Genomic DNA, 22,879 nt, shown 5'->3' on the forward strand with positions numbered 1-22,879 from the left:
CAACTAAAGAGTAACTTCATGAATATTTATACTATTAGAGAAGCTAAAGAAGAAGATAAATGGAATGTGCTAAATTGGCGGAATCATGAAGATGTTCGGAACGTGCTATTAACTAGTGATATTATATCAAAAAATGATCACAATATATGGTGGAATAAAACTATATCATCAAAAGAAAGAATGATACTTATATTTGAGCAAAATGGTGTCGGTATTGGTATGATTTCAATTTATAATAAAAAAGAGATGTCTGCATGGTGGGGTTTTTTTTTAGATAATAAGTCTTTATCTCAGCGAGAAAAATTAACAGCATGGATCGAATTAGAAGAAGCTGTGATTAATTATGCTGATGAAGTTTTGTGTATTGAAAATTTATATTGTGAGTCTCTGCGTAGTAATAAATTAGTATGGCAGTTACATGAAAGATCTGGTTTTATTGAATGTGATAAACCCTTAGATGCAGCAGATACAGATAAGGATGTTATTTATATGAAATATTGTTTTCAAAAGAAAATCAATAAAAAAGTATATTTTTTGGCTTCATATAATACAGATTTTCTTGTTGAGGAGCTTAGGAAAAGTAAATTGCTTTATAATCAGTTTGATTATGAAATAGAGAAAGTTGGATATGCTCAATATAGATTAGATTTAGCTGAGAAAAATTTCCAGCCTGGATCTTATTTATGTTTTGTAGAGAGGATTGAAGATTTTTTTTCTAGTATTTTTGAATATCCTTCCGAAGAGTGTTTGAAAAATCTTGATGAGAGAGTGAATGAATATCTAAAGCTTTTGATTTTAGCTGAAAAACTTGGTTATAAAGTTATGGTATCTGACTTTGCTATTCAAAAAGTATATCCATATTCAACTGAAGAAAAACAGGACAATAGCTTAATTAATACCTTAGTAAGAGAATTTAATAAACGTATCTATGATTTGTGTTTAGAATCATCAATTGAACTAATTCCTTACTCTTCACTTAGTAAGAATAATAGCTTTAGTTCTACACACAAATATTGGTATATAGCTAGATGTCCATTTGAAAAAAAATTTTTAGAAGCCTATTCTTCAGTTATTCTTGGATGTATTTTAAGTATTGAAAACAAGAATATTCGAGCAATTGTTTTGGACTTGGATAATACTTTGTGGGGTGGGGCGATAGGAGATGACGGTGTTGAGGGTATTAAGCTAGGTGGTGATTTTCCAGGTAATGTATATAAAGATTTACAGGCATTTTTTTTAGAGCTAAAACGTAGAGGTGTTATTCTTACCATTTGTAGTAAAAATACAGAGGATGTCGCGTTAAAAGCTATAGCGAGTCACCCAGAAATGATATTAAAACTAGATGATTTTATAACTTATAGAATTAATTGGAATAATAAATCTACAAATATAGAAGATATTGCAAAAGAGCTTAATTTAGGTTTGCAGTCAATTTGCTTTATTGACGATAACCCTTTAGAACGAAAGGAAGTGAAATCAGCGTTTCCAGAGTTATTTGTTCCCGAGCTCCCCAATGATATAACAACATGGTTATCGTTTATAAGTCAACTGCCAGAGTTTTCTTTTAATGTTATAAACAGCTCTGATATAAAGAGAGTTGAGTCATACAAACAACGAGCTAAAATCAACAATATAAAATCTAATTTTGAAGATAAAAAAACTTTTTTAAAAAGTTTAGGGATGGAGTTAGAAATTGTTTATGTTAATGAGTTTAATTTTGATAGAACGCATCAACTTTTCAATAAAACTAATCAGTTTAATACAACAACTATTAGATATACAAAAGATCAACTTAAAGAAATTAGTAATAGCGCAGCAGGTTATGTTGTACATGTAAGATACAAAGATATATATTCTGGAGAGTTTGAAGGGATTGCGGCTTTAGTATTGGAAGAAATTGAGTCTTGTTTAGTTATAAAGAATTTTGTTATGTCTTGCCGTGTAATGGGAAGAGATATTGAGAAAGCAATCATTGGGGAAATTATTAAATTTGCTCTCACTAAAAAAATGTTATCTGTTGTCGGTTTATTCATTAAAACAGATAAGAATGAACCAGTATCATTGCTATATAGTAATCTTGGATTTTATTATGATCAAAATCGCTGGGTTTTGGATAATATCACTGAAAGTATAAATTCTGAATATAGTGATTTTATAAATATTGTAAAAAGTATTAAGGATTAAAAAATGTTTTCAGATCTAAATGTAGAATATGTAGATCACTTTGCTGTCACTACAAAAAACTTACATGCAACATTAAACGATTTTATGTCTCTTACAGGGACAAAATTAGTGAGAGGTCCAGGAATAAATCAGGCTCAGAATGTTAATTATGCATTTGTCCAAGTCGGATTATTTGGTGTTATAGAAATTTTGTCCCCGATTGATGGGGATTCGCCCATCAATAATCATATTAATAATGGTGGAGGGGCTTATCATTTATGTTACGCTGTTCGTGATCTTGACAGTGCTATAAATATTGCTACATCTAAATATAATGCTCGAATTATTTTAGAGCCAAGGCATGATGATGCATTTGATGGTAGAAGAGTTGCCTTTTTATTTCATCCTCTACACGGAATGTTTGAGTTATTAGAGTCCTATCATTCTAAAATTAAGAAAATTAGTTCCGAAATGGGGACAAAGATCGACGTTGAAGGTTCTTCCTATTACGATAAGGTTGAAAATAGTCATTTCTCTGTATCGAAAAATATAAAATTAAAAAAAGTATTTGAAGTTATATTCGATAAAGATATTACGGATGTAAATATATTGAGTATGGAAAATATGATGGAATGGGATTCATTTAAACATCTTTTACTTATGATGGAAGTTGAGAAAGAGTTTGATGTTAAGATTGAAACTAATATTTTTTCTCAATTAACTTCATATGGAAAAATAAAAAAATTTTTGGAGTGAATATAAATTATAAATTTATTTAGCTGTTTTGTATATGTGGCGTGATTTATGTTAAAAAAAAAATTGTTTTTATAATAAATGTAGATTGGTATTTTGCCTTGCATTGGTTAGAACGTGCAGAGTATTTTAAAACTCTTGGATGCTCTATACATATTGTAAGTGATTTTAAAGATAAGTATATTAAAGAGCGTTTATTAGCTAAAGGTTATGTTTGCCATCATTTGGCGATTAAACGTAAAAGTATTAATGTTTTCAACGAATTTCTTGTTTGTAATAAATTAAAGAAAATACTAATTGAAATAGATCCAGATTTAATTCATAGTATTACTATAAAGCCTAATATTTATGCGGGATTGTTGAATAAGCTTTTATTTCGAAAGCCTATTGTTTACAGTATTACTGGACTTGGTGCGGTTTTTAGCTCTTCTAAATACATATTTATATTTTTAAAGCCTTTGATTACCGCAATGTATAAGTTTATATCGATTGAGCAATCGCATTTTGTTTTTGAAAATACTGAAGACTTTTCATTGTTCGAAAATTTGAATATTCTTAATTATAACAATGGCTCATTAATTAAAGGTGCAGGGATAGATTTAGAGCGATTTAAGCCCTCTAAACCGCAACAAAATGGGACTATTCTTTTTGCTGCTCGTTTATTGGAGGACAAAGGTCTCCGCTGTTTAGTTGAGGCGCAACGCTTACTAAAAGATAGAGGCTGTAGTTTTTTATTGAACGTGGCGGGAATTGTTGATAGTGATGTGTCTTCCTCTATCCCATTGAGTCAGATTAATTCGTGGATAAAAAATGGTGATATTAATTGGCTTGGTAATGTTAAGAATATGTCTAACTTGATATCTGAAAATGATGTGGTTTGTTTACCAACTACCTATGGTGAAGGAGTTCCTAGAATACTGATTGAAGCTGCTTCATGTCAGAGAGCGATAGTAGCTACAGATGTTGCAGGTTGTCGTGAAATTGTTTTACATGGTTATAATGGTTATTTAGTTGCACCTAATGACCCATTATTACTTTCTTTTTATTTACAGGATTTACTAGAGGATCAGAACAAGTTGGTCATATTCGGAGAGCGTGGAAGAAAAAAAGTAGAAGATGAGTTTTCCCAGGAAATGGTTTTTGAGAAAACTCTTGATGTTTATCATAAAGTTTTAAAGTAAATGCCTAACCAACCACATCCTTGCCGTACCAAGGTAAGCGTTCATTCTAAGGAGTGTAAGCGCCTTTAAATCCGCATTCTCGGCGTTTTTCAAGGTAGTTGTCGCCTAAAATAATTAGTCGTCCCTGAATAATTTTCAACCTATTGAAATGCAATGTATTTTGTATAATGCTAAGGACTAAAATCTCGCCAATAATGACGCTTTAGCCCCAAAAAGTTGCAGAATCAGTGAGTTTTTATGAAGCCTCGTCAAACAAAGCAAGATCCGCAGAAGGATTTATTCCGGCCTCAGCTAATCGATATTATTAACCCCAACGTAAGCGTTCATTCTAAGGAGTCATTGACAGCCACTGACTCAGAGTAAGGGCGATTTCAAAGTAAGCGTCTGGCAAGCCACACCTATCACTAAAAATTAGTCTGTGATGAGTTTTTTCCGTTTTACCCTTTACTGTGGCTGTGAGTATGTTACGGTTTATGCATAGACAGTGGTCAGGATGATCTTCGCTCCTAGGACGGGAGCGCTGTCTTTCTTCAGGATGAACTCAGTGCCGCATGGAAGCGGCGGAGAATCTTCTTCCCTCACTCATTCCTACTCTTTTTATTCTGTGTGCTTTATTGTTGTAAGCGTCCGGCAAACCACACCTATCACTAAAAATTAGTCTGTGATGAGTGTAAGCGTCACTAAATCGTAAGCGTTCATTCTACGTAAGCGTTCATTCTACGCCGTTATTTCATCCCATCTTTTTGCACTCTAAACTGGACTCCGTTTTCATCTCATCACCGATAACGGAGTCCAACCCATGACCAAACCCTATACCCGTCGTTCTTCTTCTGAATGGCAACAAATCATTGACGATCAAGCCGAGTCTGGCTTATCCGCCCCTCAATACTGCGAACAGCATCAGGTGAGTTACGCCAGTTTTAGTAAATGGCGTCAGCATTTTTCGGGAACTAAAGCCTCGCCAGATTCTAGTCACTCAGACTTTATCGATCTCAGTCAGGTGCCCACTCTCTCAGGTACTGGACGTTGGAACATTACCTTGTGTTTAGGTGATGGTGTTGAGCTTCGATTGAGTCGTGACTGATGTTCCTGCCCGATCCCAATGCTAAAATTTGGTTGCATACCCAACCCACAGATATGCGTAAATCCTATCGTGGCTTATTAGGGCTGATCAAACAACACCTCAAAGAAAACCCACTCATCGGGTATTTTGTCTTCATTAACCGGCGCAAAACCCAGATGAAAATCCTCTATTTTGACACCTCTGGTTATTGCATTTGGTGTAAACGACTGTCGCAGGGGCAGTTCAATTATGCGTCATCAGAAAACGCTAAACACGCCCTAAGTGTGATTGAATTGCAGCACCTCTTAGCGGGCATAAAAGTCGAAAAATATCGTCAATTTAAACGCTACAAGCGAGCATCATGACAAGTTGGATGGTATAATCCAACCCCATGAATGACGCCACTTACCGACCTATTTTACCCTTCAAAAACATCGACTTGCTTCACACGAATGAGGTCGAAAAACTGCGTGCTGAAAACGAAGCTATGTCTTCAAGAATCCGCCAATACGAAGCGGAAGTGCACATGCTAAAGCGTGAGTTATTTGGGCCGAAAAGCGAACGTCGTACCTTACTCACACCAGATCAACAAGCCCTCGCTGATATCGTGGGTCCGATGTCAGCCGAACCAACCCGCGTAGAATGAAGAGTCTATCGTTGAGAAGGACAAACCTGAGTCTGCCAATGTTCGTGGCAAAGCGCCCAAGTTTCGTAAAGGCAATGAAATTAACATCACCGGATTGCGTTTTGATGAGTCTATACCGGTTCGTGAAAAGGTTATCTTAGCGGACGAATTACAAGGCCCCAATGCGCACGAATACGAAGAAGTCGGCTTCAAAGACGTCAGCCGCATCGTACAAAAAACCAGTGCCTATGAAGTCGTCATCACCAAACGTCAGGTGGTGAAGCACAAAACCAGTAAACAGCTCATTACCGCGCCACAGCCGGATCTGATTTTTGACAGTTCCCTCGCGGATGTGAGTTTTATCGTTGGCTTACTGGTTAATAAGTTCTTGTATCACTTACCCCTTTATCGTCAACACCAACAGCTTAGCGCTTCCGGCATCACCCTCAGTCGTGCAACGCTCACAAACCTCACCAAACGCGGGATCGAACTGTTACGACCCATTGTGGTAGAGCAACTGATTAGTGTGCTGGACAGCAAGGTACTGGCCATGGATGAGACACCGATAAAAGCCACCCGCCAGCCTGGGGTAGGCAACCAACCCGGCAAAATGAAGCAAGCGTATTTTTGGCCCATCTATGGCGAGCAGGACGAAGTGGTGTTTACCTTCTCCCAAAGCCGTGGCATGAAACACATCCAAGACTTACTGGATCATGTTTGGCAGGGTACCTTACTGACCGATGGTTATGCCGCTTACAGTCGTTACGAAGCCACCTCACCGGAGGTCACTCATGCTCAGTGTTGGGTGCACATGCGTCGTCAGCTACTGAAAGCCGAAATGGAAGAAACCGAGGCCGTCACCCACGCGCTGAACCTGATTGCCGCCTTGTACCAGTACGAAAGCCATATCAAACAGAAAGGTTGGTCAGATGAGAAAAAACAAGATTACCGAGTGCAACACAGTAAGCCCTTAGTGGATCAATTTTTTGCCTTCTGCGAAGAACAAACCCAACGGGCTGACCTATTACCAGACGATACCTGGATGAAAGCGTTGAACTACACCTTAAAGCGCAAACGCCAACTGATGGTCTTTTTGGAAAATCCAAACGTTGCCATGGACACCAACCACCTAGAGCGAGAGATAAGACCCATCCCAATGGGTAAGAAGAATTGGCTCTTCTGTTGGACAGAACTGGGCGCCGAACATGTCGGCATCATCCAAAGCTTGATCAGCACCTGCAAGCTGCACGACATCGACCCCAACGTCTACCTGACGGATGTCCTACAACGAGTCAGCCAGCATCCAGCCAAAGACATCGCGGACTTAACACCAATACGATGGAAGCAACTGTTCGCAGACAACCCGTTGAAATCGCCCTTACTCTGAGTCAGTGGCTATCAATGATAGCCCTAGAATGAACGCTTACGCTTTAACAGGCGAACTTCCGCTTCATATTGGCGGATAGTGACAGACATGGCCTCGACTTCGGCACGTAACTTATCGACCTCATTCGTGTGAAGCAAGTCGATGTTTTTAAACGGTAAAATAGGTCGATAAGAGGCATCATTCATAGGGTTGGATTATACCATCCAACTTGTCATGATGCTCGCTTGTAGCGTTTAAATTGACGATATTTTTCGACTTTTATACCCGCCAACAGATGCTGTAATTCCAGTGTACTGAGGGCGTATTTATCGTTCGCTGATTCTTGGTAATGGAACTGACCTTGAGCCAAGCGTTTGCACCAAATGCAGTAACCAGAGGTGTCAAAATAGAGAATTTTCATCTGGGTTTTGCGCCGGTTAATGAAGACAAAATACCCGATGAGTGGGTTTTCTTTGAGATGTTGTTTGATCAGCCCTAATAAGCCACGATAGGATTTACGCATATCAGTGGGTTGGGTATGCAACCAAATTTTAGCATTGGGATCGGGCAGGAACATCAGTCACGACTCAATCGAAGCTCAACACCATCGCCTAAACACAAGGTAATGTTCCAACGTCCAGTACCTGAGAGAGTGGGCACCTGACTGAGATCGATAAAGTCTGAGTGACTAGAATCTGGCGATGCTTTAGTTCCCGAAAAATGCTGACGCCATTTACTAAAACTGGCGTAACTCACCTGATGCTGTTCGCAGTATTGAGGGGCGGATAAGCCAGACTTGGTTTGATCATTAATGATTTGTTGCCATTCAGAGGAAGAGCGGCGGATATAAGGCTTGGTCATGGGTTGGACTCCGTTATCGGTGATGAGATGAAAACGGAGTCCAGTTTAGAGTGCGAAAAGATGGGATGAAATAACGGCGTAGAATGAACGCTTACGTTGAAATCGCCCTTACTCTGAGTCAGTGGCTATCAATGATAGCCCTAGAATGAACGCTTACGCTTTAACAGGCGAACTTCCGCTTCATATTGGCGGATAGTGACAGACATGGCCTCGACTTCGGCACGTAACTTATCGACCTCATTCGTGTGAAGCAAGTCGATGTTTTTAAACGGTAAAATAGGTCGATAAGAGGCATCATTCATAGGGTTGGATTATACCATCCAACTTGTCATGATGCTCGCTTGTAGCGTTTAAATTGACGATATTTTTCGACTTTTATACCCGCCAACAGATGCTGTAATTCCAGTGTACTGAGGGCGTATTTATCGTGCGCCGACTCACTGTAATGAAACAGACCTTGGGATAAACGTTTGCACCAAATGCAGTAACCAGAGGTGTCAAAATAGAGAATTTTCATCTGGGTTTTGCGCCGGTTAATGAAGACAAAATACCCGATGAGTGGGTTTTCTTTGAGATGTTGTTTGATCAGCCCTAATAAGCCACGATAGGATTTACGCATATCAGTGGGTTGGGTATGCAACCAAATTTTAGCATTGGGATCGGGCAGGAACATCAGTCACGACTCAATCGAAGCTCAACACCATCGCCTAAACACAAGGTAATGTTCCAACGTCCAGTACCTGAGAGAGTGGGCACCTGACTGAGATCGATAAAGTCTGAGTGACTAGAATCTGGCGATGCTTTAGTTCCCGAAAAATGCTGACGCCATTTACTAAAACTGGCGTAACTCACCTGATGCTGTTCGCAGTATTGAGGGGCGGATAAGCCAGACTTGGTTTGATCATTAATGATTTGTTGCCATTCAGAGGAAGAGCGGCGGATATAAGGCTTGGTCATGGGTTGGACTCCGTTATCGGTGATGAGATGAAAACGGAGTCCAGTTTAGAGTGCGAAAAGATGGGATGAAATAACGGCGTAGAATGAACGCTTACTCCGGAAATGCGTTTTCGCGCTAAATACTCGAAGCAGGAGCCGTATGCGTTAGTAGCGCACGTACGGATCTGTGCGGGGGGCATCGGGCGACTGGTGTTCCTACCGTGACCTGTTTATGCGTTCGCTCTGGGGAGATTTGCTCTACTAACTAAAAGAGCAGAAATCTGGTATCTTCTCCCTTCGATCAACTACTGACAACTCATGTTTGTGCTGCTTGTGTCTGTGACAAGAAGAAGCCTGCCAACTTCAGCAGTTGGATTTTTCTCTACTTATTTTGCTGTGTCGAATTTATTATCTGAATTTATGGGCTATATTTTGAAACTATTAGTTACTGGATGTTCGGGTTTTATTGGCTCCAAGGTTATGGAGCAATTTAAAGTTAAAGGGTGGGAGTGTATAGGACACTCTCGTTCTTATCATAGAAAATGTGATATTAAACAACACATAGTATTGGAGCTAGATTCCTGTGCGGATTGGAGCCTTGCTTTAGAAAAAATTGATTGTATAGTGCATTGTGCCGCAAGGGTTGATCAAATCCACGAGACAGAGGGTGATATTCTTTCGCTATACCGAGAAGTGAATACAGAAGGAACTATGAGCTTAGCTCGTCAGGCGGTAGGTGCGGGAGTTAAACGCTTTATTTTTATTAGCTCCATTAAGGTTAATGGAGAGTCAACTTCTGATCGAGGGCCATTTACAGCATTTGATGACCGTATACCCGAAGATCCTTATGGGGTATCCAAATCTGAAGCAGAAGAGCTACTTTTAAATTTAGGTAGAGAATCCGGTATGGAGATAGTTATTATTCGCCCTCCTATGGTTTATGGTGAAGGGGTAAAAGCGAACTTTGCATCTTTGATGAAATTAGTTGGCAAAGGTTTTCCATTGCCATTTCGAGCAATAGATAAGAATAAACGAAGTTTGGTTTCTGTGTATAATTTAGTGGATCTCATTACAGTTTGTGTAAATCATCCTAAAGCAGCGAATCAGATATTTTTAGTCTCGGATGATGATGATATGTCTACGTCTCGCATGGTCGCATTAATGTCTAAAGTTCAAGGTAAAAATAATGTAGCTCTACCTATCCCTGTATGGTGCTTCAAAATAGCGGGCAAATTGTTTGGCAAAGAAACTATGGTTGATAAATTGGTAGGGTCTTTACAATTAGACATTGAGCATACGAAAAACACTTTAGGCTGGGCCCCCCCTTATTCGGTTAAGTATGGCTTTGCACAAGTGGTTAAAATGAAAGATGAAAAAATGGATACACGAGATGATTAGGTTACTAGATTTTGTATTTTCTTTGTTAGGACTAGTATGTGGCTCTCCAGTGTTAGTGGTGATTTATCTGATGGGGCTGTTCGATACCGGTTCTCCTATTTTCCGCCAAGAACGTGTTGGTAGATATAAAAAGCCCTTTGTTTTGATGAAGTTCCGTACTATGTCTGTTGATACGGCATCGGTAGCGAGTCATCTTGCTTCAGCTTCTTCCATTACCAAACTGGGTGGTTTATTACGTCGTACAAAATTAGATGAGCTTCCGCAGCTTTGGAATGTGCTGAAAGGTGAAATGAGCTTAGTTGGCCCCCGACCAGGCTTATTTAATCAGGTTGAATTGACTCAAGCGCGTGAGACGCAAGGTGTATACGTAGTGCGCCCAGGTATCACAGGGCTGGCGCAAATATCAGACATTGACATGTCGACTCCTGAGTTGTTGGCGGAAGCTGATGCTAAAATGATTCGTAATATGTCATTAAAAAACTACTTCATTTATATTATTAAAACCTTCGCTGGTAGCGGCATTGGTGATAGAATCAATAGCTAATTGGGCTTATTTAAAGCTATATCCATATTATTCTAAATATGATGTATAATATTTACATTAATTTATGCTGTTATTTTATAGAGTTGTACATCAGCACTATGGGGGGCGAAAGCAGATCTAAAACCGAGAATTAGCTAGTGATGCTGATTTGAAAAGGTTGAGCTGCAGGCATCTTTTGGTAAAAATAGGTTTCTCTTCATGGTAAAAAAGTTTAATTTTCTTTGGTCCCTGCCTCGTTTTTATAAACGATTGATCAGTTTGGTCGTCGATTCGATTTTTATTTGTCTTGCATTTACTTTTGCCTACTGGGCACGTTTAGGCGAGTTTAGTGCGTTTCAAAATAATTCAGTTTGGTATGTTCTAATCGGTACCATAGCTATTACTTTGTTCGTCAATATAAGGATTGGTTTGTATCGTGCCATTCTGCGTTATCTGACCTTTCACGCCTTTAGTGTGATTGTGTTCGGCTCGGCAATCTCTGCATTAAGTGTTGCTATTTTTGCGTATTTTTTTCACGCTTTTGTTCCTCGTACTGTACCTATTATTTATTTTCCTTTCTTAGTTATGTTTTGTGGTGGGGCTCGATTACTAGTTCGAGTCATGTTAGTGCAAACATCGAAAAAAACATCGGAATCTGTATTGGTATTGGGGGCTGGGCCGACTGGGCGTCAACTTAGTCTTGCCTTACGTCAGGCAAGCAGCTATCAAGTTAAAGGCTTTATCGATAGCGATGATTCTTTAGTCAATACTGTTATCCAAGGTGTGTCTGTTTACCCTTTGGATAAAATGGGTTTACTAATAAAAAAATATGGTATTAAAAAAGTACTATTAGCAATTCCCCGAGCAACCCGATCTGAGCGTAAAAAAGTGATTGATCAGCTTTTGCACTATCCTGTTGAGGTTCTAACTGTACCAGATTTCAATGACATTGTAACTGGTAAGGCGAAGGTCAGTGAACTGCAAGATGTAGCAGTAGATGACTTGCTAGGTCGTGATATTGTGGTTCCTGATGACGTTCTTATGCGTGCAAATATTACTGGGAAAGTAGTTATGGTCACTGGAGCTGGTGGTTCGATTGGTTCTGAACTGTGTCGGCAAATATTAGCTCAGCAGCCAGCTACTTTAGTACTATTTGATGTGTCTGAGTTTGCTGTATATACCATTGACAAAGAACTCAATGAATTACTTAGAGATTTGTCATTCAACGTATCAATAGTGCCTTTAATTGGTTCTGTACAAAACCGTGATAGATTAACTTCCATTATGACTGCATATGCAGTGAACACAGTCTATCATGCAGCAGCTTATAAACATGTGCATTTGGTAGAATATAACGCAATTGAGGGGGTTGTTAATAACGTTTTTGGCACTTATTGTTCAGCTAAGTCAGCAGTTGAAAGTGGTGTGGAATCCTTTGTATTAATTTCTACTGATAAGGCTGTGCGTCCAACTAATGTTATGGGGGCAACGAAACGTATGGCAGAGCTTAGTTTGCAGGCTTTAGCTGAGGTTGAAACAAAAAAAGCAGCTGAGCAAGAAAAATACACACGTTTCTGTATGGTGCGTTTTGGCAACGTACTTGGTTCATCAGGTTCGGTTATTCCTGTTTTTAAAAAACAAATTGCTGAAAGTCAGCCTATTACTGTCACTCACCCCGACATTATTCGTTACTTTATGACTATACCAGAAGCTGCTCAACTTGTTATTCAAGCGGGAGCAATGGGTAAGGGTGGAGATGTTTTCGTATTAAATATGGGGGAGCCAGTTAAGATCGTTGATCTTGCAAAAAACTTGATCCGTTTGTCTGGGTTGGAGGTTAAATCAGAGGAGAATCCAAATGGTGATATTGAAATACAGTTTACTGGTTTGCGTCCTGGAGAAAAGCTTTTTGAAGAGTTGTTAATAGGGGATAATGTTCAGCGAACTCAACATAAACGTATTATGACAGCTAATGAACGATTTTTGTCCTTGGCAGATTATGACTGTACTATAGAGACCTTACATGAGGCCTGTTGTGTTTTTGATCACGAAAAAGTACGTCAAATACTACTTGATGCTCCAATAGATTTTCATCCTACGGATACTATTAGTGATTTGGTATGGAATACTAAACATTTCATAGACAAAAAAGTTGCTAATGTTGTCTCTTTTGACTTTGTCAAGTCAAGATTGTCTTAGTTCATTTTATATTCAACATTCAGGGCTGATACGTAAGCGGTAAGAGCGTCATAACCCCCATATTCTAATCAGTCTCGGTACGTCCTAAGATCAAATATCCAATCTCAAGGAGATCTGAAATGGCCAAACATCGTACCGACCAAGAATGGCAAACCCTTTTCGAACAATACGAATCTAGGTCGCTATCTCAGTGTGTATTTTGTGAACGTAATGCTCTGGGTCTTCCGGCTTTCTTGTAAGCGCCCTTAAATTCGCATTCTTGCCGATCAGTGAATAATCTCAGAACCTAACACCTGTTCGTTTTATTTATTTACTAGTAGGAGTTTTTTATGAATCAACCTTCCGATTCTCAATCCCGTTCTGACTTTTGGCTTGAGCAGGTAAAAGGTGCGGACTCGCCCGGAGCCATACTCCCAGAGATGAAAAATATCGTCTTGCTCAACCTAAAATCATAATTAGATTAGAGGTCTAAAGGGGCAGATCAATCGTAAATCGTAAGCGTTCATTCTACGCCGTTATTTCATCCCATCTTTTCGCACTCTAAACTGGACTCCGTTTTCATCTCATCACCGATAACGGAGTCCAACCCATGACCAAACCCTATACCCGTCGTTCTTCTTCTGAATGGCAACAAATCATTGACGATCAAGCCGAGTCTGGCTTGTCCGCCCCTCAATACTGCGAACAGCATCAGGTGAGTTACGCCAGTTTTAGTAAATGGCGTCAGCATTTTTCGGGAACTAAAGCTTCGCCAGATTCTAGTCACTCAGACTTTATCGATCTCAGTCAGGTGCCTACTCTCTCAGGTACTGGACGTTGGAACATTACCTTGTGTTTAGGTGATGGTGTTGAGCTCCGATTGAGTCGTGACTGATGTTCCTGCCCGATCCCAATGCTAAAATTTGGTTGCATACCCAACCCACTGATATGCGTAAATCCTATCGTGGCTTATTAGGGCTGATCAAACAACATCTCAAAGAAAACCCACTCATCGGGTATTTTGTCTTCATTAACCGGCGCAAAACCCAGATGAAAATTCTCTATTTTGACGCCTCTGGTTACTGCATTTGGTGCAAACGTTTATCCCAAGGTCTGTTTCATTACAGTGAGTCGGCGCACGATAAACAAGCCCTCAGTATAATCAAGTTACAGCATTTATTGGCAGGCATAAAAGTCGAAAAATATCGTCAATTTAAACGCTACAAGCGAGCATCATGACAAGTTGGATGGTATAACCCAACCCCATGAATGACGCAACTTACCGACCTATTTTACCCTTCAAAAACATCGACTTGCTTCACACGAATGAGGTCGAAAAACTGCGAACTGAAGTCGAGGCCATGTCCTCAAGAATCCGCCAATACGAAGCGGAAGTGCACATGCTAAAGCGTGAGTTGTTTGGGCCGAAAAGCGAACGTCGTACCTTACTCACACCAGATCAACAAGCCCTCGCTGATATCGTGGGTCCGATGTCAGAACCAACCCTCGTAGAAGAAGAGCCTATCGTTGAGAAGGACAAACCTGAGTCTGCCAATGTTCGTGGCAAAGCGCCCAAGTTTCGTAAAGGCAATGAAATTAACATCACTGGATTGCGTTTTGATGAGTCTATACCGGTTCGTGAAAAGGTTATCTTAGCGGACGAATTACAAGGCCCTAATGCGCACGAATACGAAGAAGTCGGCTTCAAAGACGTCAGCCGCATCGTACAAAAAACCAGTGCCTATGAAGTCGTCATCACCAAACGTCAGGTGGTGAAGCACAAAACCAGTAAACAGCTCATTACCGCGCCACAGCCGGATCTGATTTTTGACAGTTCCCTCGCGGATGTGAGTTTTATCGTTGGCTTACTGGTTAATAAGTTCTTGTATCACTTACCACTTTATCGTCAACACCAACAGCTTAGCGCTTCCGGCATCACCCTCAGTCGTGCAACGCTTACAAACCTCACCAAGCGCGGGATAGAACTGTTACGACCCATTGTGGTAGAGCAACTGATTAGTGTGCTGGACAGCAAGGTACTGGCCATGGATGAGACGCCGATAAAGGCCACCCGCCAGCCTGGGGTAGGCAACCAACCCGGCAAAATGAAGCAAGCGTATTTTTGGACCATCTATGGCGAACAGGACGAAGTGGTGTTTACCTTCTCCCAAAGTCGTGACATGAAACACATCCAAGACTTACTGGATCATGTTTGGCAGGGTACCTTACTGACCGATGGTTATGCCGCTTACAGTCGTTACGAAGCCACCTCACCGGAGGTCACTTATGCTCAGTGTTGGGTGCACATGCGTCGTCAGCTACTGAAAGCCGAAATGGAAGAAACCGAGGCCGTCACCCACGCGCTGAACCTGATTGCCGCCTTGTACCAGCACGAAAGCCATATCAAACAGAAAGGTTGGTCAGATGAGAAAAAGCAAGATTACCGAGTGCAACACAGTAAGCCCTTAGTGGATCAATTTTTTGCCTTCTGCGAAGAACAAAGCCAACGGGCTGACCTATTACCAGACGATAGCTGGATGAAAGCGTTGAACTACACCTTAAAGCGTAAGCGTATGGGACAAAATCAAAATATTGCAGTGGTCACATAACTGCTTTTGGTTGCACTACAAACGCTTGGAAAAAGGCCGCTTCCAATGGCCGGGCATTGAGGATGACGATTTATCATTACGCATATCTCATCGACAACTAAATTGGTTGTTGGGCGATCTACCTCTTCATTCTCAAGACGCACATCCGTATTTAACGCCAGTATCGACATCATGACGAATAGTCTATTAAGTTGGTATAATCCAACTCATGAAACGACTTCCAAAAAACTTGCCCAATGACGTTGAAACGCTTAAAGCATTATTGTTTGAGCAAGCGCTGCTATTGAGGGAAAAAAGATCATCTTCTCAATGAAAAAGACAATCTTCTGGACTAAAAGAAGCGCAGCTTGCTCAGTGGCAATCGAAATACGCCTTCATTTTAGAGCAATGGCGCTTGGCGCAGCAAAAGCAGTATGGCAAGAGCTCGGAAGTCTCCCCTGGATAAGGTGAGTTGTTTGATGAGATGATGACAGAGTGGGGTGTCAGCGACGCAGAGCCTGAAACATAAACTTAAGCTGTCAGCCCCTGCCAAAGGACTTACCACGCGAAACGGTGGTATTGGATATCTCCGAGTCAGATAAAGTCTGTTCATGCTGCCAAGGCGCACTTCATTGCATCGGAGACGACCGTTCTGAAAAGCTCGACTTTATCCCGGCGCAGCTTAAGGTAATCGAAACCGTTTGTCCTAAATAGGTATGCCGTGAGCGTGAAAAAAAACAGGCACGCAGAATGAGATTAAGCAAGTGGCGGTACAACCGAGCATTACCCCCAAAGGCATCGCCACCCCGAGTCTGCTGAGTCAGATTATCACGGGTAAATTCCAATACAGTTTACCGCTCTATCTACAAGATACCGTATTCAAACAATACGGTATCGAGTTGAGCCGACGTACGATGTCAGATTGGATGAAAAAATGTGCCGATGCCTTAAAGCCTCTTTATGAGAGACTGCATCAAGTATTACGACAGCAGCCCGTCATCCAAGCTGATGAAACCACGCTTAATGTGATTAAAGAAGCCCGCTCAAAATGCTACATGTGGGTGTATTGCACAGGCAAAGAGACCCCTGACAAACACAACCCGATCCCGAAATCGTCTTATACGATTACCAACCGACACGAAGTGGGCAATGCGCCGTTGACTTTTTAGATGGCTTCAATGGCTATCTTAACGTGGACGACTACCAAGCGTACGAATCAACCCAAGCAACACTGGCCGACTGTTGGGCCCATGTACGCCGAAAATTTATTGAAGCTGAAAAAGGCATGTCCAAAGGCAAGTCGGGCAAAGCCACTATGGTGGTAAATCACATCAAAAAGTTGTGCGTCGTCGAAACGCTTGCCAAGCAAGCAAAGAGTGCCGAAGCCGCGTTCAAAATCCACCAAGACCAAGCGCCCGACGTATTAGCGAACTACAAAGCTTGGTTGGAGAAATCGACTCAACAAGTGCTCCCTAAATCCTTATTGGGCAAAATAATCCAATACAATCTCAATCAATGGGACAAATTCACCGTTTACCTGAGTGATTATCGTATCAACATCGATAACAACCGAGCGGAACGTGCCATCAAACCCATCATAATTGGACGTAAAAACTGGTTGTTCTCTAATACGGGAAATGGTACCACATCCAACGCTGTGCTTTACAGCCTCATCGATACAGCCAAAGCCAATAGTCTCAATGAGTAGTATAACGGGCTGAAGAAGATCTTCGAACATCTCCCTAATGCAGAGTGCATGGGCAGATATCGAAGCCCTGCTTCTTTGGCACAGTAAGGATGTGGTTTGTTAGGAGCTTACTTTCATGACATAGAGTTTATCCTTTTTATTAATCATTCTTAACCATAGTCTTTGTATACTTCTTTCTTCTGTTTTATACTCAGTTCACTATCTGAACAGGATGTACTGTACATATGAAGTTCACTAGCATGAACAAAATTAGCCTAATGTATTGGATCTTGATACTCATGTTATCTGTTCTACATAGTGGTCGGAAAATGACCTTTTTCTTACATGTTTTTTTAGGTTATTTTCATTATCCCTCTTCAGTTTTTCCACTACTAAGAGGTAAGAGGCATTCGTTAAATAGTATGGTTTTTGTATGTTAACAGATGAATATCATTATAAAATTTTAAAAGAACTACAACAGGACCCTAATGTGAGCCAGCGTGAACTGGCTAAGCGGTTAGGTGTTAGCTTAGGGAAAGCGAATTTTTGTCTTAAAGCCTTAATCGAAAAAGGTTTAGTCAAAGTGGATAATTTTAAGAGAAATACCAATAAAATTGGGTATTTATATTTTATTACGCCACAAGGTATTGAAGAGAAAGCAATGCTTACGCGCCGATTTTTGAGTCGCAAGCTTATAGAATATGAAGAATTAAAAACTGAAATAGAACAGCTCAGAGAAGAGGTTCTGTCAAAATCAAAAAGCGACAGTTAATTTTTATTGTATTGAGTTTGCTTTGAAATGTTTAATAAAGGATCTATTTTGAAAATTATTCCTGTTATTTTATCTGGTGGCGTGGGTAGCCGTCTCTGGCCATTGTCTCGCGAACACTTTCCTAAACAGTGTCTACCTCTGACGGATATTCAATACAGTCTGCTACAGCAGACACAGGTTACTGATAAACCCCAGTTTTTTGCTGGGGTTTTATTTTTCTGAGTCTTTTGCTCACATTCCTTCCTAAGTGACTCAAGATATCTCATTAGTTACTTAGAGCTCTTTGAGGCCTTTTATTAAGGCTCTGACTATCGATTTCGTCATTTTTTTGAACAAATAAAAGCCTCTAGCTAAGCATTAAGGCTATCTTTTTCATATTTTGGGCGGCTGCCGTTAATAGACATTGAGAAGCTACTTTATCTGTTCCTCGAAATCGTGCATATCGATAGCCATGCAGCTCTTTTGCGTCGGCAAAACTTCGTTCCACGGTTTCCTTTCGTCTGGCATAAATGACTTTGCCTAATGGGGTTAGCCGATGGGCATTGATGCGTTCTTTGCTATCTTCCCAAACATGACGCGTAATGGTTTTGACCGATTTTTTGTTTGTGGTGCAGCGGTGCTTTTCTGGGCAGTTCGCGCAGATCAGGCTATCTGAGTCGTAGTGACGGTAACCTTCTCGAGAAGTGGTTTTGTAAATGAGTTTTTCACCTTGCGGACAGAAGTAGACATCTTGTTCCCTGTCGTACTTGTATTCGCGTTTATAGAAGAAGCCTTTCTTGTGATTAGGACGACGATAGCCCATCACGGCATAGATATGTCGTTCTTCTAACCCATGACAAACTGCCGAGGTAAAGTACCCCGCATCGACTCCGACCGATGTGATGAAAAGCTTAAAGCGTTCTTTGATTCGGTCCAATCGCTCTAAATAAGGGACAGCATCGTGGACATTGCCTGCGGTGACGTGTACGTCAGTAATAATGTTGCAACGTGCATCAACCGTTCGGTGATCTAAGTAGAAGAACCCTTTGGGCTTAGTATCTCGTACCATATAGCCACTCTCTGGATCCGTCGTACTCTGCTTGATTTCACGACTCTCCACCTTGTTTTTTTCAGGTGGTAAAGGCTTTTTTCCATGAACGAGTCGATCCTCCTCAACGGCCTTATCGAGCTCATCCATATACGCCTGTCGGGACTGTTCAACCACTACTTTTTCAAAATGCTTTTTGTTCGCATTGGCTTTAAGGTGTGTGGAGTCCGTATAAAAGGTGTTTCCGCCAACTAACTTGTGTTTTATAGCCTGGAGTACGATCTCATCAAAGATCTTTTGATAGATATCGGATTCCTTAAAACGACGTGTGCGGTTTGCACTCAAAGTGGAAGCATCGGGAATTTTGTCAGTCAGGCCTAAACCTAAGAACCAACGATAAGCGACATTAACTTGAACCTCTCTAATCAACTGACGTTCACTACGAATACCAAAAAGGTAGCCAATAAATAGCAACTTAAACATGAGAGTAGGATCGAGAGCGGGACGACCGTTATCCGCGCAATAAAAATCCTTCACAAGATCATGTAGAAAGGAAAAATCAATAATTCGATCAATCTTGCGAAGCAAGTGATCACTGGGGACGAGCTCGTCGATGGAAACAAACTCTAAAGTAGACTGGGTTTGAGGGCGTTCTTTAAGCATGCCGTTATTATAAAAAATCCCCGCCGAATGGCGAGGACTTTATCAGCAGTCTGAGTCTGCTACAGCAGACAGTTAATAGAGTGTCTTCTTTAGACGTGAGCACGCCAATTATTGTATGTAATGAAGATCATCGTTTTTTAATTGCCCAGCAATTACAAGAAATTGGTGTGACAAAAGCCAGTATTGTTTTAGAGCCCCAAGACCGCAATACCGCGCCAGCGATTGCTCTTGCTGCCTTAGAAGCCAAGCATAAAGCGCTAGATGATGCATTGTTGCTAGTCTTGCCCGCTGACCATGTGATTCGTGATACCCAAGCATTTGAGAAAACCATCCAGCAAGCGGCAGAATTGGCACAAGGGGATGCGCTGGTGACCTTTGGCGTGTAGCCAACGCGCCCAGAGACAGGCTATGGTTATATTCGCTCTGGGACAAATTTTTCTGTTACCAAGTTTGTGGAGAAGCCTGATCTTGCAACGGCGCAGGCCTATTTGGATTCAGGAGATTATCTATGGAACAGCGGCATGTTCTTATTTAAAGCCAAATCCTACCTAGATGAATTAGCAACCCACCGAGCTGATATTTTTCAAGCGGTAAGCCATGCCTATGAAAAACGCTGTGAAGATAGAGATTTTGTGCGTGTTGACACTGATGCTTTTGCAGCTTGTCCCGAAGAATCCATTGATTATGCGGTAATGGAGCCTACACGCAAAGCCAAAGTGGTGCCTTATGCGGGTGATTGGAGTGATATAGGTGCATGGGATGCTCTTTATGATTATGCAGAAAAAGATGCAGATCAGAATGTATTGCTTGGGGATGTTATGTCTGAAGGCTCTTCTAACTGCCTTGTTCGTTCGGAATCTCGTCTTGTTGCGGTTGTAGGGGTGAAAGACCTTGTTATTGTAGAAACAGCCGATGCCGTGTTGGTAATGGATAAAAATAATGCGCAAGATGTGAAGAAAATTGTTAAACGCATTCAAAAAGAAGGACGTGAAGAACATATGTTTCATACCACGGTGCATCGTCCATGGGGAACCTACCAAACTGTGGATCTGGGCAATCGTCACCAAGTAAAGCGTATCATGGTGGAACCAGGTGAAAAACTCAGCGTACAAATGCACCATCATCGTGCTGAGCACTGGGTGGTGGTCTCTGGAACAGCCAAAGTACAAAACGGTGATAAAGAAATTTTACTGACGGAAAATGAGTCTACTTACATTCCCGTTGGTGTCGTTCATGCTCTAGAAAACCCTGGAAAAATTCCACTTGAACTCGTAGAAGTTCAATCAGGTAGTTATTTGGGTGAAGACGATATTGTTCGTTTTAGTGATCGTTATGGTCGTTAAGAAAATAGTTGTTAAGTTAGGATTGATAGAATGAGTACTAATACTATACAGGTAAAACAACTTAGCGATGAATTAGGCGTTGCCTTTGGTACCAGCGGTGTGCGTGGCTTAGTAAAAGATTTAACGCCAGAGCTTTGCTTTGCATTTGTTAGATCCTTTCTACAAGAAGTCTGTCCAACAGCAACACAAGTCGCTGTTGGTATTGATTTACGTCCGAGTAGCCCAGAGATAGCCAAAGCCTGTTTAGCTGCGATTGAGGCTAGTGGTGCAAAAGCCATTTATTGCGGGCCTTTACCGACACCTGCGCTAGCCTTTTACGCTATGCAAAACAATATACCTTCGGTAATGATTACTGGTAGTCATATCCCCTTTGATCGTAATGGCATTAAATTCTACCGGCCAGATGGTGAAATCAGCAAAGCGGATGAAGCTAGTATTATGGCGGGTCAGGTTTCTATATCTGAAACCTTGTTGGCACAAATTGCACAGAGTGAACTTCCTCAGGTCAATGAGCAAGCAATTGCCATGTTTAAGCGACGTTATATCGATTTATTTCCTGCTAGCATGCTTACGGGCAAACGCATTGGTGTATATGAGCATTCTAGTGTCGCACGAGATGTTATCAAAGAGTTGTTAGCACATTTTGGTGCTGACGTTATTTCGCTAGCACGCACTGACACCTTTGTGCCGATTGATACGGAAGCGGTATCAGAAGAGGATAAGCAAAAAGGGTACGATTGGGCCAAAATGCATAACCTAGATGGCATTATTTCAACCGATGGCGATGGTGACCGCCCCCTTATTGCAAACGAAAAAGGCGAGTGGCTACGAGGTGATATTCTTGGGGTATTGTGTGTTGATTATCTCGATGCAACCCATGTGGCTGCACCCGTGAATGTGAATACAGTTCTTGAATTAAGAAGTGAATTGAAAAATCCAAAAAGAAAAACATTACGCACAAAAATTGGCTCCCCTTATGTAATTGCTGGAATGGAGACGCTTTTGAAAGACACACCACAAGCTCGACTGGTTGGTTATGAAGCCAACGGTGGGGTTTTGGTGGGCGCGAATTTTGTGGTGAATGGCGAAATCTTGCATGCTTTGCCGACGCGTGACTCCCTGTTACCGGCCTTAATTGTATTGGCTATGTCGTTTGAGCAAGTTTGTCCTGTTAGTCAATTAACCAATGGCTATCCTCAGCGTTATACCGCCAGTGACCGATTGAAAGATATTCCTACTGAGGTGAGCCTACAGCTGATTGCTGATATTAAGGTCAGCAAGGTTAAGCAAATGGAACTGTTGTCTGCTATCGTGCAATACGGTGACGTGCCAGAAGTGGTTTCTATCGATGAAATTGATGGGCTAAGAATGACACTAAACAATGACGATATTGTTCATTTAAGACCGTCAGGTAATACACCAGAGTTGAGAGTATATGCTGAGGCTAGCTCTCAAGTATTAGCAAGTAACTATGTTAATAAAATATTGTCTTTTTATAAATATATTCAATGAAAAATTTAGGGTGTTGACAATTAATGGCTTCCCCAAAAAAATATTCTATAACTTTGCATCCTTCCGAACGGCGAATTAACATTTGAAGGTAGTTCAGAGAAAACACTTCTAGATTCCGCTTTGGAATATGGGATTGCTCTTGAGCACAGTTGTAAAATGGGTACTTGCGGTGTGTGTGAATCCCAAATTATTCTGGATGATTCTTCAAATTTTGAAAAAAGGTTCTAACTTGTCGCCCCT

General features: G+C 41.0%; 28 protein-coding genes and 2 pseudogenes. 23 read left to right on the forward strand and 7 right to left on the reverse strand.

Features of this window, described 5'->3' with window-relative positions; all coding sequences use genetic code 11:
- The first annotated feature begins 18 nt into the window (after nucleotides 1-18).
- The 7 genes from AC0VYI_RS03280 (at nucleotide 19) to tnpC (AC0VYI_RS03310) (ending at nucleotide 7,172) form a co-directional block, all read left to right on the forward strand.
- Nucleotides 19-2,184 carry an HAD-IIIC family phosphatase gene (locus AC0VYI_RS03280; protein ID WP_475447318.1) on the forward strand — a complete coding sequence of 722 codons (2,166 nt, stop codon included), beginning with the start codon at nucleotides 19-21 and terminating at the stop codon, nucleotides 2,182-2,184.
- Between the two features lie 3 nt (nucleotides 2,185-2,187).
- On the forward strand, nucleotides 2,188-2,919 hold the full coding sequence (locus AC0VYI_RS03285; RefSeq protein WP_475447320.1) for a VOC family protein: 732 nt from the start codon (nucleotides 2,188-2,190) through the stop codon (nucleotides 2,917-2,919).
- Nucleotides 2,920-2,960: 41 nt separating this feature from the next.
- Complete coding sequence (locus AC0VYI_RS03290) at nucleotides 2,961-4,097, forward strand: glycosyltransferase family 4 protein (protein WP_475447322.1); 1,137 nt, start codon at nucleotides 2,961-2,963, stop codon at nucleotides 4,095-4,097.
- 799 nt (nucleotides 4,098-4,896) lie between these two features.
- A complete protein-coding gene (tnpA, locus tag AC0VYI_RS03295) occupies nucleotides 4,897-5,181 on the forward strand; it encodes an IS66 family insertion sequence element accessory protein TnpA (protein ID WP_475443557.1) in 285 nt (94 codons plus the stop codon).
- Complete coding sequence (gene tnpB, locus AC0VYI_RS03300; protein WP_067021190.1) at nucleotides 5,181-5,525, forward strand: IS66 family insertion sequence element accessory protein TnpB; 345 nt, start codon at nucleotides 5,181-5,183, stop codon at nucleotides 5,523-5,525. Before tnpA (AC0VYI_RS03295) ends, tnpB (AC0VYI_RS03300) begins: the two co-directional genes overlap by 1 nt.
- A gap of 26 nt (nucleotides 5,526-5,551) precedes the next feature.
- Nucleotides 5,552-5,806: an IS66 family transposase gene (locus AC0VYI_RS03305; RefSeq protein WP_475447324.1), complete on the forward strand. Its 255-nt coding sequence runs from the start codon at nucleotides 5,552-5,554 to the stop codon at nucleotides 5,804-5,806.
- Nucleotides 5,807-5,900: 94 nt separating this feature from the next.
- Nucleotides 5,901-7,172: an IS66 family transposase gene (gene tnpC, locus AC0VYI_RS03310; RefSeq protein WP_475447325.1), complete on the forward strand. Its 1,272-nt coding sequence runs from the start codon at nucleotides 5,901-5,903 to the stop codon at nucleotides 7,170-7,172.
- 23 nt (nucleotides 7,173-7,195) lie between these two features.
- Here the strand turns inward: tnpC (AC0VYI_RS03310) and AC0VYI_RS03315 are convergent, their stop codons facing one another.
- The 6 genes from AC0VYI_RS03315 to tnpA (AC0VYI_RS03340) form a co-directional block, all read right to left on the reverse strand.
- On the reverse strand, nucleotides 7,196-7,357 hold the full coding sequence (locus AC0VYI_RS03315) for a hypothetical protein (RefSeq protein ID WP_475443561.1): 162 nt from the start codon (nucleotides 7,355-7,357) through the stop codon (nucleotides 7,196-7,198).
- Between the two features lie 26 nt (nucleotides 7,358-7,383).
- Nucleotides 7,384-7,728 (reverse strand): IS66 family insertion sequence element accessory protein TnpB, encoded by a 345-nt coding sequence (tnpB, locus tag AC0VYI_RS03320; RefSeq protein ID WP_475444461.1) that lies wholly within the window; start codon nucleotides 7,726-7,728, stop codon nucleotides 7,384-7,386.
- Nucleotides 7,728-8,012 (reverse strand): IS66 family insertion sequence element accessory protein TnpA, encoded by a 285-nt coding sequence (tnpA, locus tag AC0VYI_RS03325; RefSeq protein WP_475443565.1) that lies wholly within the window; start codon nucleotides 8,010-8,012, stop codon nucleotides 7,728-7,730. Before tnpA (AC0VYI_RS03325) ends, tnpB (AC0VYI_RS03320) begins: the two co-directional genes overlap by 1 nt.
- 140 nt (nucleotides 8,013-8,152) lie before the next feature.
- Nucleotides 8,153-8,314, reverse strand: a complete 162-nt coding sequence (locus tag AC0VYI_RS03330; protein WP_475443561.1) for a hypothetical protein — start codon at nucleotides 8,312-8,314, stop codon at nucleotides 8,153-8,155.
- Between the two features lie 26 nt (nucleotides 8,315-8,340).
- A complete protein-coding gene (gene tnpB, locus AC0VYI_RS03335) occupies nucleotides 8,341-8,685 on the reverse strand; it encodes an IS66 family insertion sequence element accessory protein TnpB (protein WP_475447326.1) in 345 nt (114 codons plus the stop codon).
- Complete coding sequence (gene tnpA, locus AC0VYI_RS03340) at nucleotides 8,685-8,969, reverse strand: IS66 family insertion sequence element accessory protein TnpA (protein WP_475443565.1); 285 nt, start codon at nucleotides 8,967-8,969, stop codon at nucleotides 8,685-8,687. Before tnpA (AC0VYI_RS03340) ends, tnpB (AC0VYI_RS03335) begins: the two co-directional genes overlap by 1 nt.
- A 297-nt stretch (nucleotides 8,970-9,266) precedes the next feature.
- Here tnpA (AC0VYI_RS03340) and AC0VYI_RS03345 point away from each other — a divergent pair, with 297 nt between their 5' ends.
- The 13 genes and pseudogenes from AC0VYI_RS03345 to AC0VYI_RS03405 all read left to right on the forward strand — a co-directional run.
- A complete protein-coding gene (locus AC0VYI_RS03345; RefSeq protein ID WP_475447327.1) occupies nucleotides 9,267-10,346 on the forward strand; it encodes a UDP-glucose 4-epimerase family protein in 1,080 nt (359 codons plus the stop codon).
- A complete protein-coding gene (locus AC0VYI_RS03350; protein ID WP_475447328.1) occupies nucleotides 10,339-10,890 on the forward strand; it encodes a sugar transferase in 552 nt (183 codons plus the stop codon). The genes AC0VYI_RS03345 and AC0VYI_RS03350 overlap by 8 nt, the downstream gene beginning before the upstream one ends.
- Nucleotides 10,891-11,088: 198 nt before the next feature.
- Nucleotides 11,089-13,068: a polysaccharide biosynthesis protein gene (locus AC0VYI_RS03355; RefSeq protein WP_475447330.1), complete on the forward strand. Its 1,980-nt coding sequence runs from the start codon at nucleotides 11,089-11,091 to the stop codon at nucleotides 13,066-13,068.
- A 329-nt stretch (nucleotides 13,069-13,397) separates the two neighbouring features.
- Complete coding sequence (locus AC0VYI_RS03360; protein WP_475447332.1) at nucleotides 13,398-13,523, forward strand: hypothetical protein; 126 nt, start codon at nucleotides 13,398-13,400, stop codon at nucleotides 13,521-13,523.
- A 134-nt stretch (nucleotides 13,524-13,657) separates the two neighbouring features.
- Nucleotides 13,658-13,942, forward strand: a complete 285-nt coding sequence (tnpA, locus tag AC0VYI_RS03365; protein WP_475443557.1) for an IS66 family insertion sequence element accessory protein TnpA — start codon at nucleotides 13,658-13,660, stop codon at nucleotides 13,940-13,942.
- Nucleotides 13,942-14,286, forward strand: a complete 345-nt coding sequence (tnpB, locus tag AC0VYI_RS03370; RefSeq protein WP_475447333.1) for an IS66 family insertion sequence element accessory protein TnpB — start codon at nucleotides 13,942-13,944, stop codon at nucleotides 14,284-14,286. Before tnpA (AC0VYI_RS03365) ends, tnpB (AC0VYI_RS03370) begins: the two co-directional genes overlap by 1 nt.
- Nucleotides 14,287-14,312: 26 nt before the next feature.
- Entirely contained in the window at nucleotides 14,313-15,656 is a 1,344-nt protein-coding gene (gene tnpC / locus AC0VYI_RS03375) for an IS66 family transposase (RefSeq protein ID WP_475447335.1), read from the forward strand.
- A 25-nt stretch (nucleotides 15,657-15,681) separates the two neighbouring features.
- Entirely contained in the window at nucleotides 15,682-15,831 is a 150-nt protein-coding gene (locus tag AC0VYI_RS03380; RefSeq protein WP_475449773.1) for a hypothetical protein, read from the forward strand.
- 377 nt (nucleotides 15,832-16,208) lie between these two features.
- Nucleotides 16,209-16,349 carry an IS66 family transposase zinc-finger binding domain-containing protein gene (locus AC0VYI_RS03385; RefSeq protein WP_475447336.1) on the forward strand — a complete coding sequence of 47 codons (141 nt, stop codon included), beginning with the start codon at nucleotides 16,209-16,211 and terminating at the stop codon, nucleotides 16,347-16,349.
- Nucleotides 16,350-16,399: 50 nt separating this feature from the next.
- Complete coding sequence (locus AC0VYI_RS03390) at nucleotides 16,400-16,804, forward strand: IS66 family transposase (protein ID WP_475447338.1); 405 nt, start codon at nucleotides 16,400-16,402, stop codon at nucleotides 16,802-16,804.
- Nucleotides 16,747-17,343 carry an IS66 family transposase gene (gene tnpC, locus AC0VYI_RS03395; RefSeq protein WP_475449775.1) on the forward strand — a complete coding sequence of 199 codons (597 nt, stop codon included), beginning with the start codon at nucleotides 16,747-16,749 and terminating at the stop codon, nucleotides 17,341-17,343. Before AC0VYI_RS03390 ends, tnpC (AC0VYI_RS03395) begins: the two co-directional genes overlap by 58 nt.
- Before the next feature lie 412 nt (nucleotides 17,344-17,755).
- A complete protein-coding gene (locus tag AC0VYI_RS03400) occupies nucleotides 17,756-18,094 on the forward strand; it encodes a MarR family EPS-associated transcriptional regulator (protein WP_475447340.1) in 339 nt (112 codons plus the stop codon).
- A gap of 27 nt (nucleotides 18,095-18,121) precedes the next feature.
- Nucleotides 18,122-18,268 (forward strand): annotated as a pseudogene (locus tag AC0VYI_RS03405) (sugar phosphate nucleotidyltransferase); the annotation flags it as partial.
- A 172-nt stretch (nucleotides 18,269-18,440) separates the two neighbouring features.
- Here the strand turns inward: AC0VYI_RS03405 and AC0VYI_RS03410 are convergent.
- Entirely contained in the window at nucleotides 18,441-19,784 is a 1,344-nt protein-coding gene (locus AC0VYI_RS03410; protein ID WP_475443365.1) for an IS1182 family transposase, read from the reverse strand.
- A 56-nt stretch (nucleotides 19,785-19,840) separates the two neighbouring features.
- On the opposite strand from AC0VYI_RS03410, the pseudogene AC0VYI_RS03415 reads away from it, so the two are divergent.
- The 3 genes and pseudogenes from AC0VYI_RS03415 to AC0VYI_RS03425 all read left to right on the forward strand — a co-directional run bounded on the left by AC0VYI_RS03415 (nucleotide 19,841) and on the right by AC0VYI_RS03425 (nucleotide 22,867).
- Nucleotides 19,841-21,127 (forward strand): annotated as a pseudogene (locus AC0VYI_RS03415) (mannose-1-phosphate guanylyltransferase/mannose-6-phosphate isomerase).
- Nucleotides 21,128-21,157: 30 nt separating this feature from the next.
- Nucleotides 21,158-22,639 (forward strand): phosphomannomutase, encoded by a 1,482-nt coding sequence (locus tag AC0VYI_RS03420; RefSeq protein ID WP_475447342.1) that lies wholly within the window; start codon nucleotides 21,158-21,160, stop codon nucleotides 22,637-22,639.
- 57 nt (nucleotides 22,640-22,696) lie between these two features.
- A complete protein-coding gene (locus AC0VYI_RS03425; RefSeq protein ID WP_475449777.1) occupies nucleotides 22,697-22,867 on the forward strand; it encodes a 2Fe-2S iron-sulfur cluster-binding protein in 171 nt (56 codons plus the stop codon).
- The last annotated feature ends 12 nt before the right edge of the window (nucleotides 22,868-22,879 follow it).

The sequence above is a fragment of the Marinomonas sp. 63XJN7_9_ISO-PGPR-S23-217 genome, from assembly GCF_056173515.1.

Bases quoted from the DNA above. Each gene is read 5' to 3' on its own strand.
- tnpB (WP_067021190.1), top strand. From the start codon at position 5,181: ATGTTCCTGCCCGATCCCAATGCTAAAATTTGGTTGCATACCCAACCC.
- AC0VYI_RS03400 (WP_475447340.1), top strand. From the start codon at position 17,756: ATGTTAACAGATGAATATCATTATAAAATTTTAAAAGAACTACAACAG.
- AC0VYI_RS03280 (WP_475447318.1), top strand. From the start codon at position 19: ATGAATATTTATACTATTAGAGAAGCTAAAGAAGAAGATAAATGGAAT.
- AC0VYI_RS03285 (WP_475447320.1), top strand. From the start codon at position 2,188: ATGTTTTCAGATCTAAATGTAGAATATGTAGATCACTTTGCTGTCACT.
- AC0VYI_RS03420 (WP_475447342.1), top strand. From the start codon at position 21,158: ATGAGTACTAATACTATACAGGTAAAACAACTTAGCGATGAATTAGGC.
- tnpB (WP_475447326.1), bottom strand. From the start codon at position 8,685: ATGTTCCTGCCCGATCCCAATGCTAAAATTTGGTTGCATACCCAACCC.
- tnpA (WP_475443565.1), bottom strand. From the start codon at position 8,969: ATGACCAAGCCTTATATCCGCCGCTCTTCCTCTGAATGGCAACAAATC.
- AC0VYI_RS03350 (WP_475447328.1), top strand. From the start codon at position 10,339: ATGATTAGGTTACTAGATTTTGTATTTTCTTTGTTAGGACTAGTATGT.
- tnpB (WP_475447333.1), top strand. From the start codon at position 13,942: ATGTTCCTGCCCGATCCCAATGCTAAAATTTGGTTGCATACCCAACCC.
- tnpA (WP_475443557.1), top strand. From the start codon at position 4,897: ATGACCAAACCCTATACCCGTCGTTCTTCTTCTGAATGGCAACAAATC.
- tnpA (WP_475443557.1), top strand. From the start codon at position 13,658: ATGACCAAACCCTATACCCGTCGTTCTTCTTCTGAATGGCAACAAATC.
- AC0VYI_RS03315 (WP_475443561.1), bottom strand. From the start codon at position 7,357: ATGAATGATGCCTCTTATCGACCTATTTTACCGTTTAAAAACATCGAC.
- AC0VYI_RS03330 (WP_475443561.1), bottom strand. From the start codon at position 8,314: ATGAATGATGCCTCTTATCGACCTATTTTACCGTTTAAAAACATCGAC.
- AC0VYI_RS03355 (WP_475447330.1), top strand. From the start codon at position 11,089: ATGGTAAAAAAGTTTAATTTTCTTTGGTCCCTGCCTCGTTTTTATAAA.
- AC0VYI_RS03360 (WP_475447332.1), top strand. From the start codon at position 13,398: ATGAATCAACCTTCCGATTCTCAATCCCGTTCTGACTTTTGGCTTGAG.
- tnpA (WP_475443565.1), bottom strand. From the start codon at position 8,012: ATGACCAAGCCTTATATCCGCCGCTCTTCCTCTGAATGGCAACAAATC.
- AC0VYI_RS03305 (WP_475447324.1), top strand. From the start codon at position 5,552: ATGAATGACGCCACTTACCGACCTATTTTACCCTTCAAAAACATCGAC.
- tnpB (WP_475444461.1), bottom strand. From the start codon at position 7,728: ATGTTCCTGCCCGATCCCAATGCTAAAATTTGGTTGCATACCCAACCC.
- AC0VYI_RS03345 (WP_475447327.1), top strand. From the start codon at position 9,267: ATGTTTGTGCTGCTTGTGTCTGTGACAAGAAGAAGCCTGCCAACTTCA.
- AC0VYI_RS03410 (WP_475443365.1), bottom strand. From the start codon at position 19,784: ATGCTTAAAGAACGCCCTCAAACCCAGTCTACTTTAGAGTTTGTTTCC.
- tnpC (WP_475447335.1), top strand. From the start codon at position 14,313: ATGAATGACGCAACTTACCGACCTATTTTACCCTTCAAAAACATCGAC.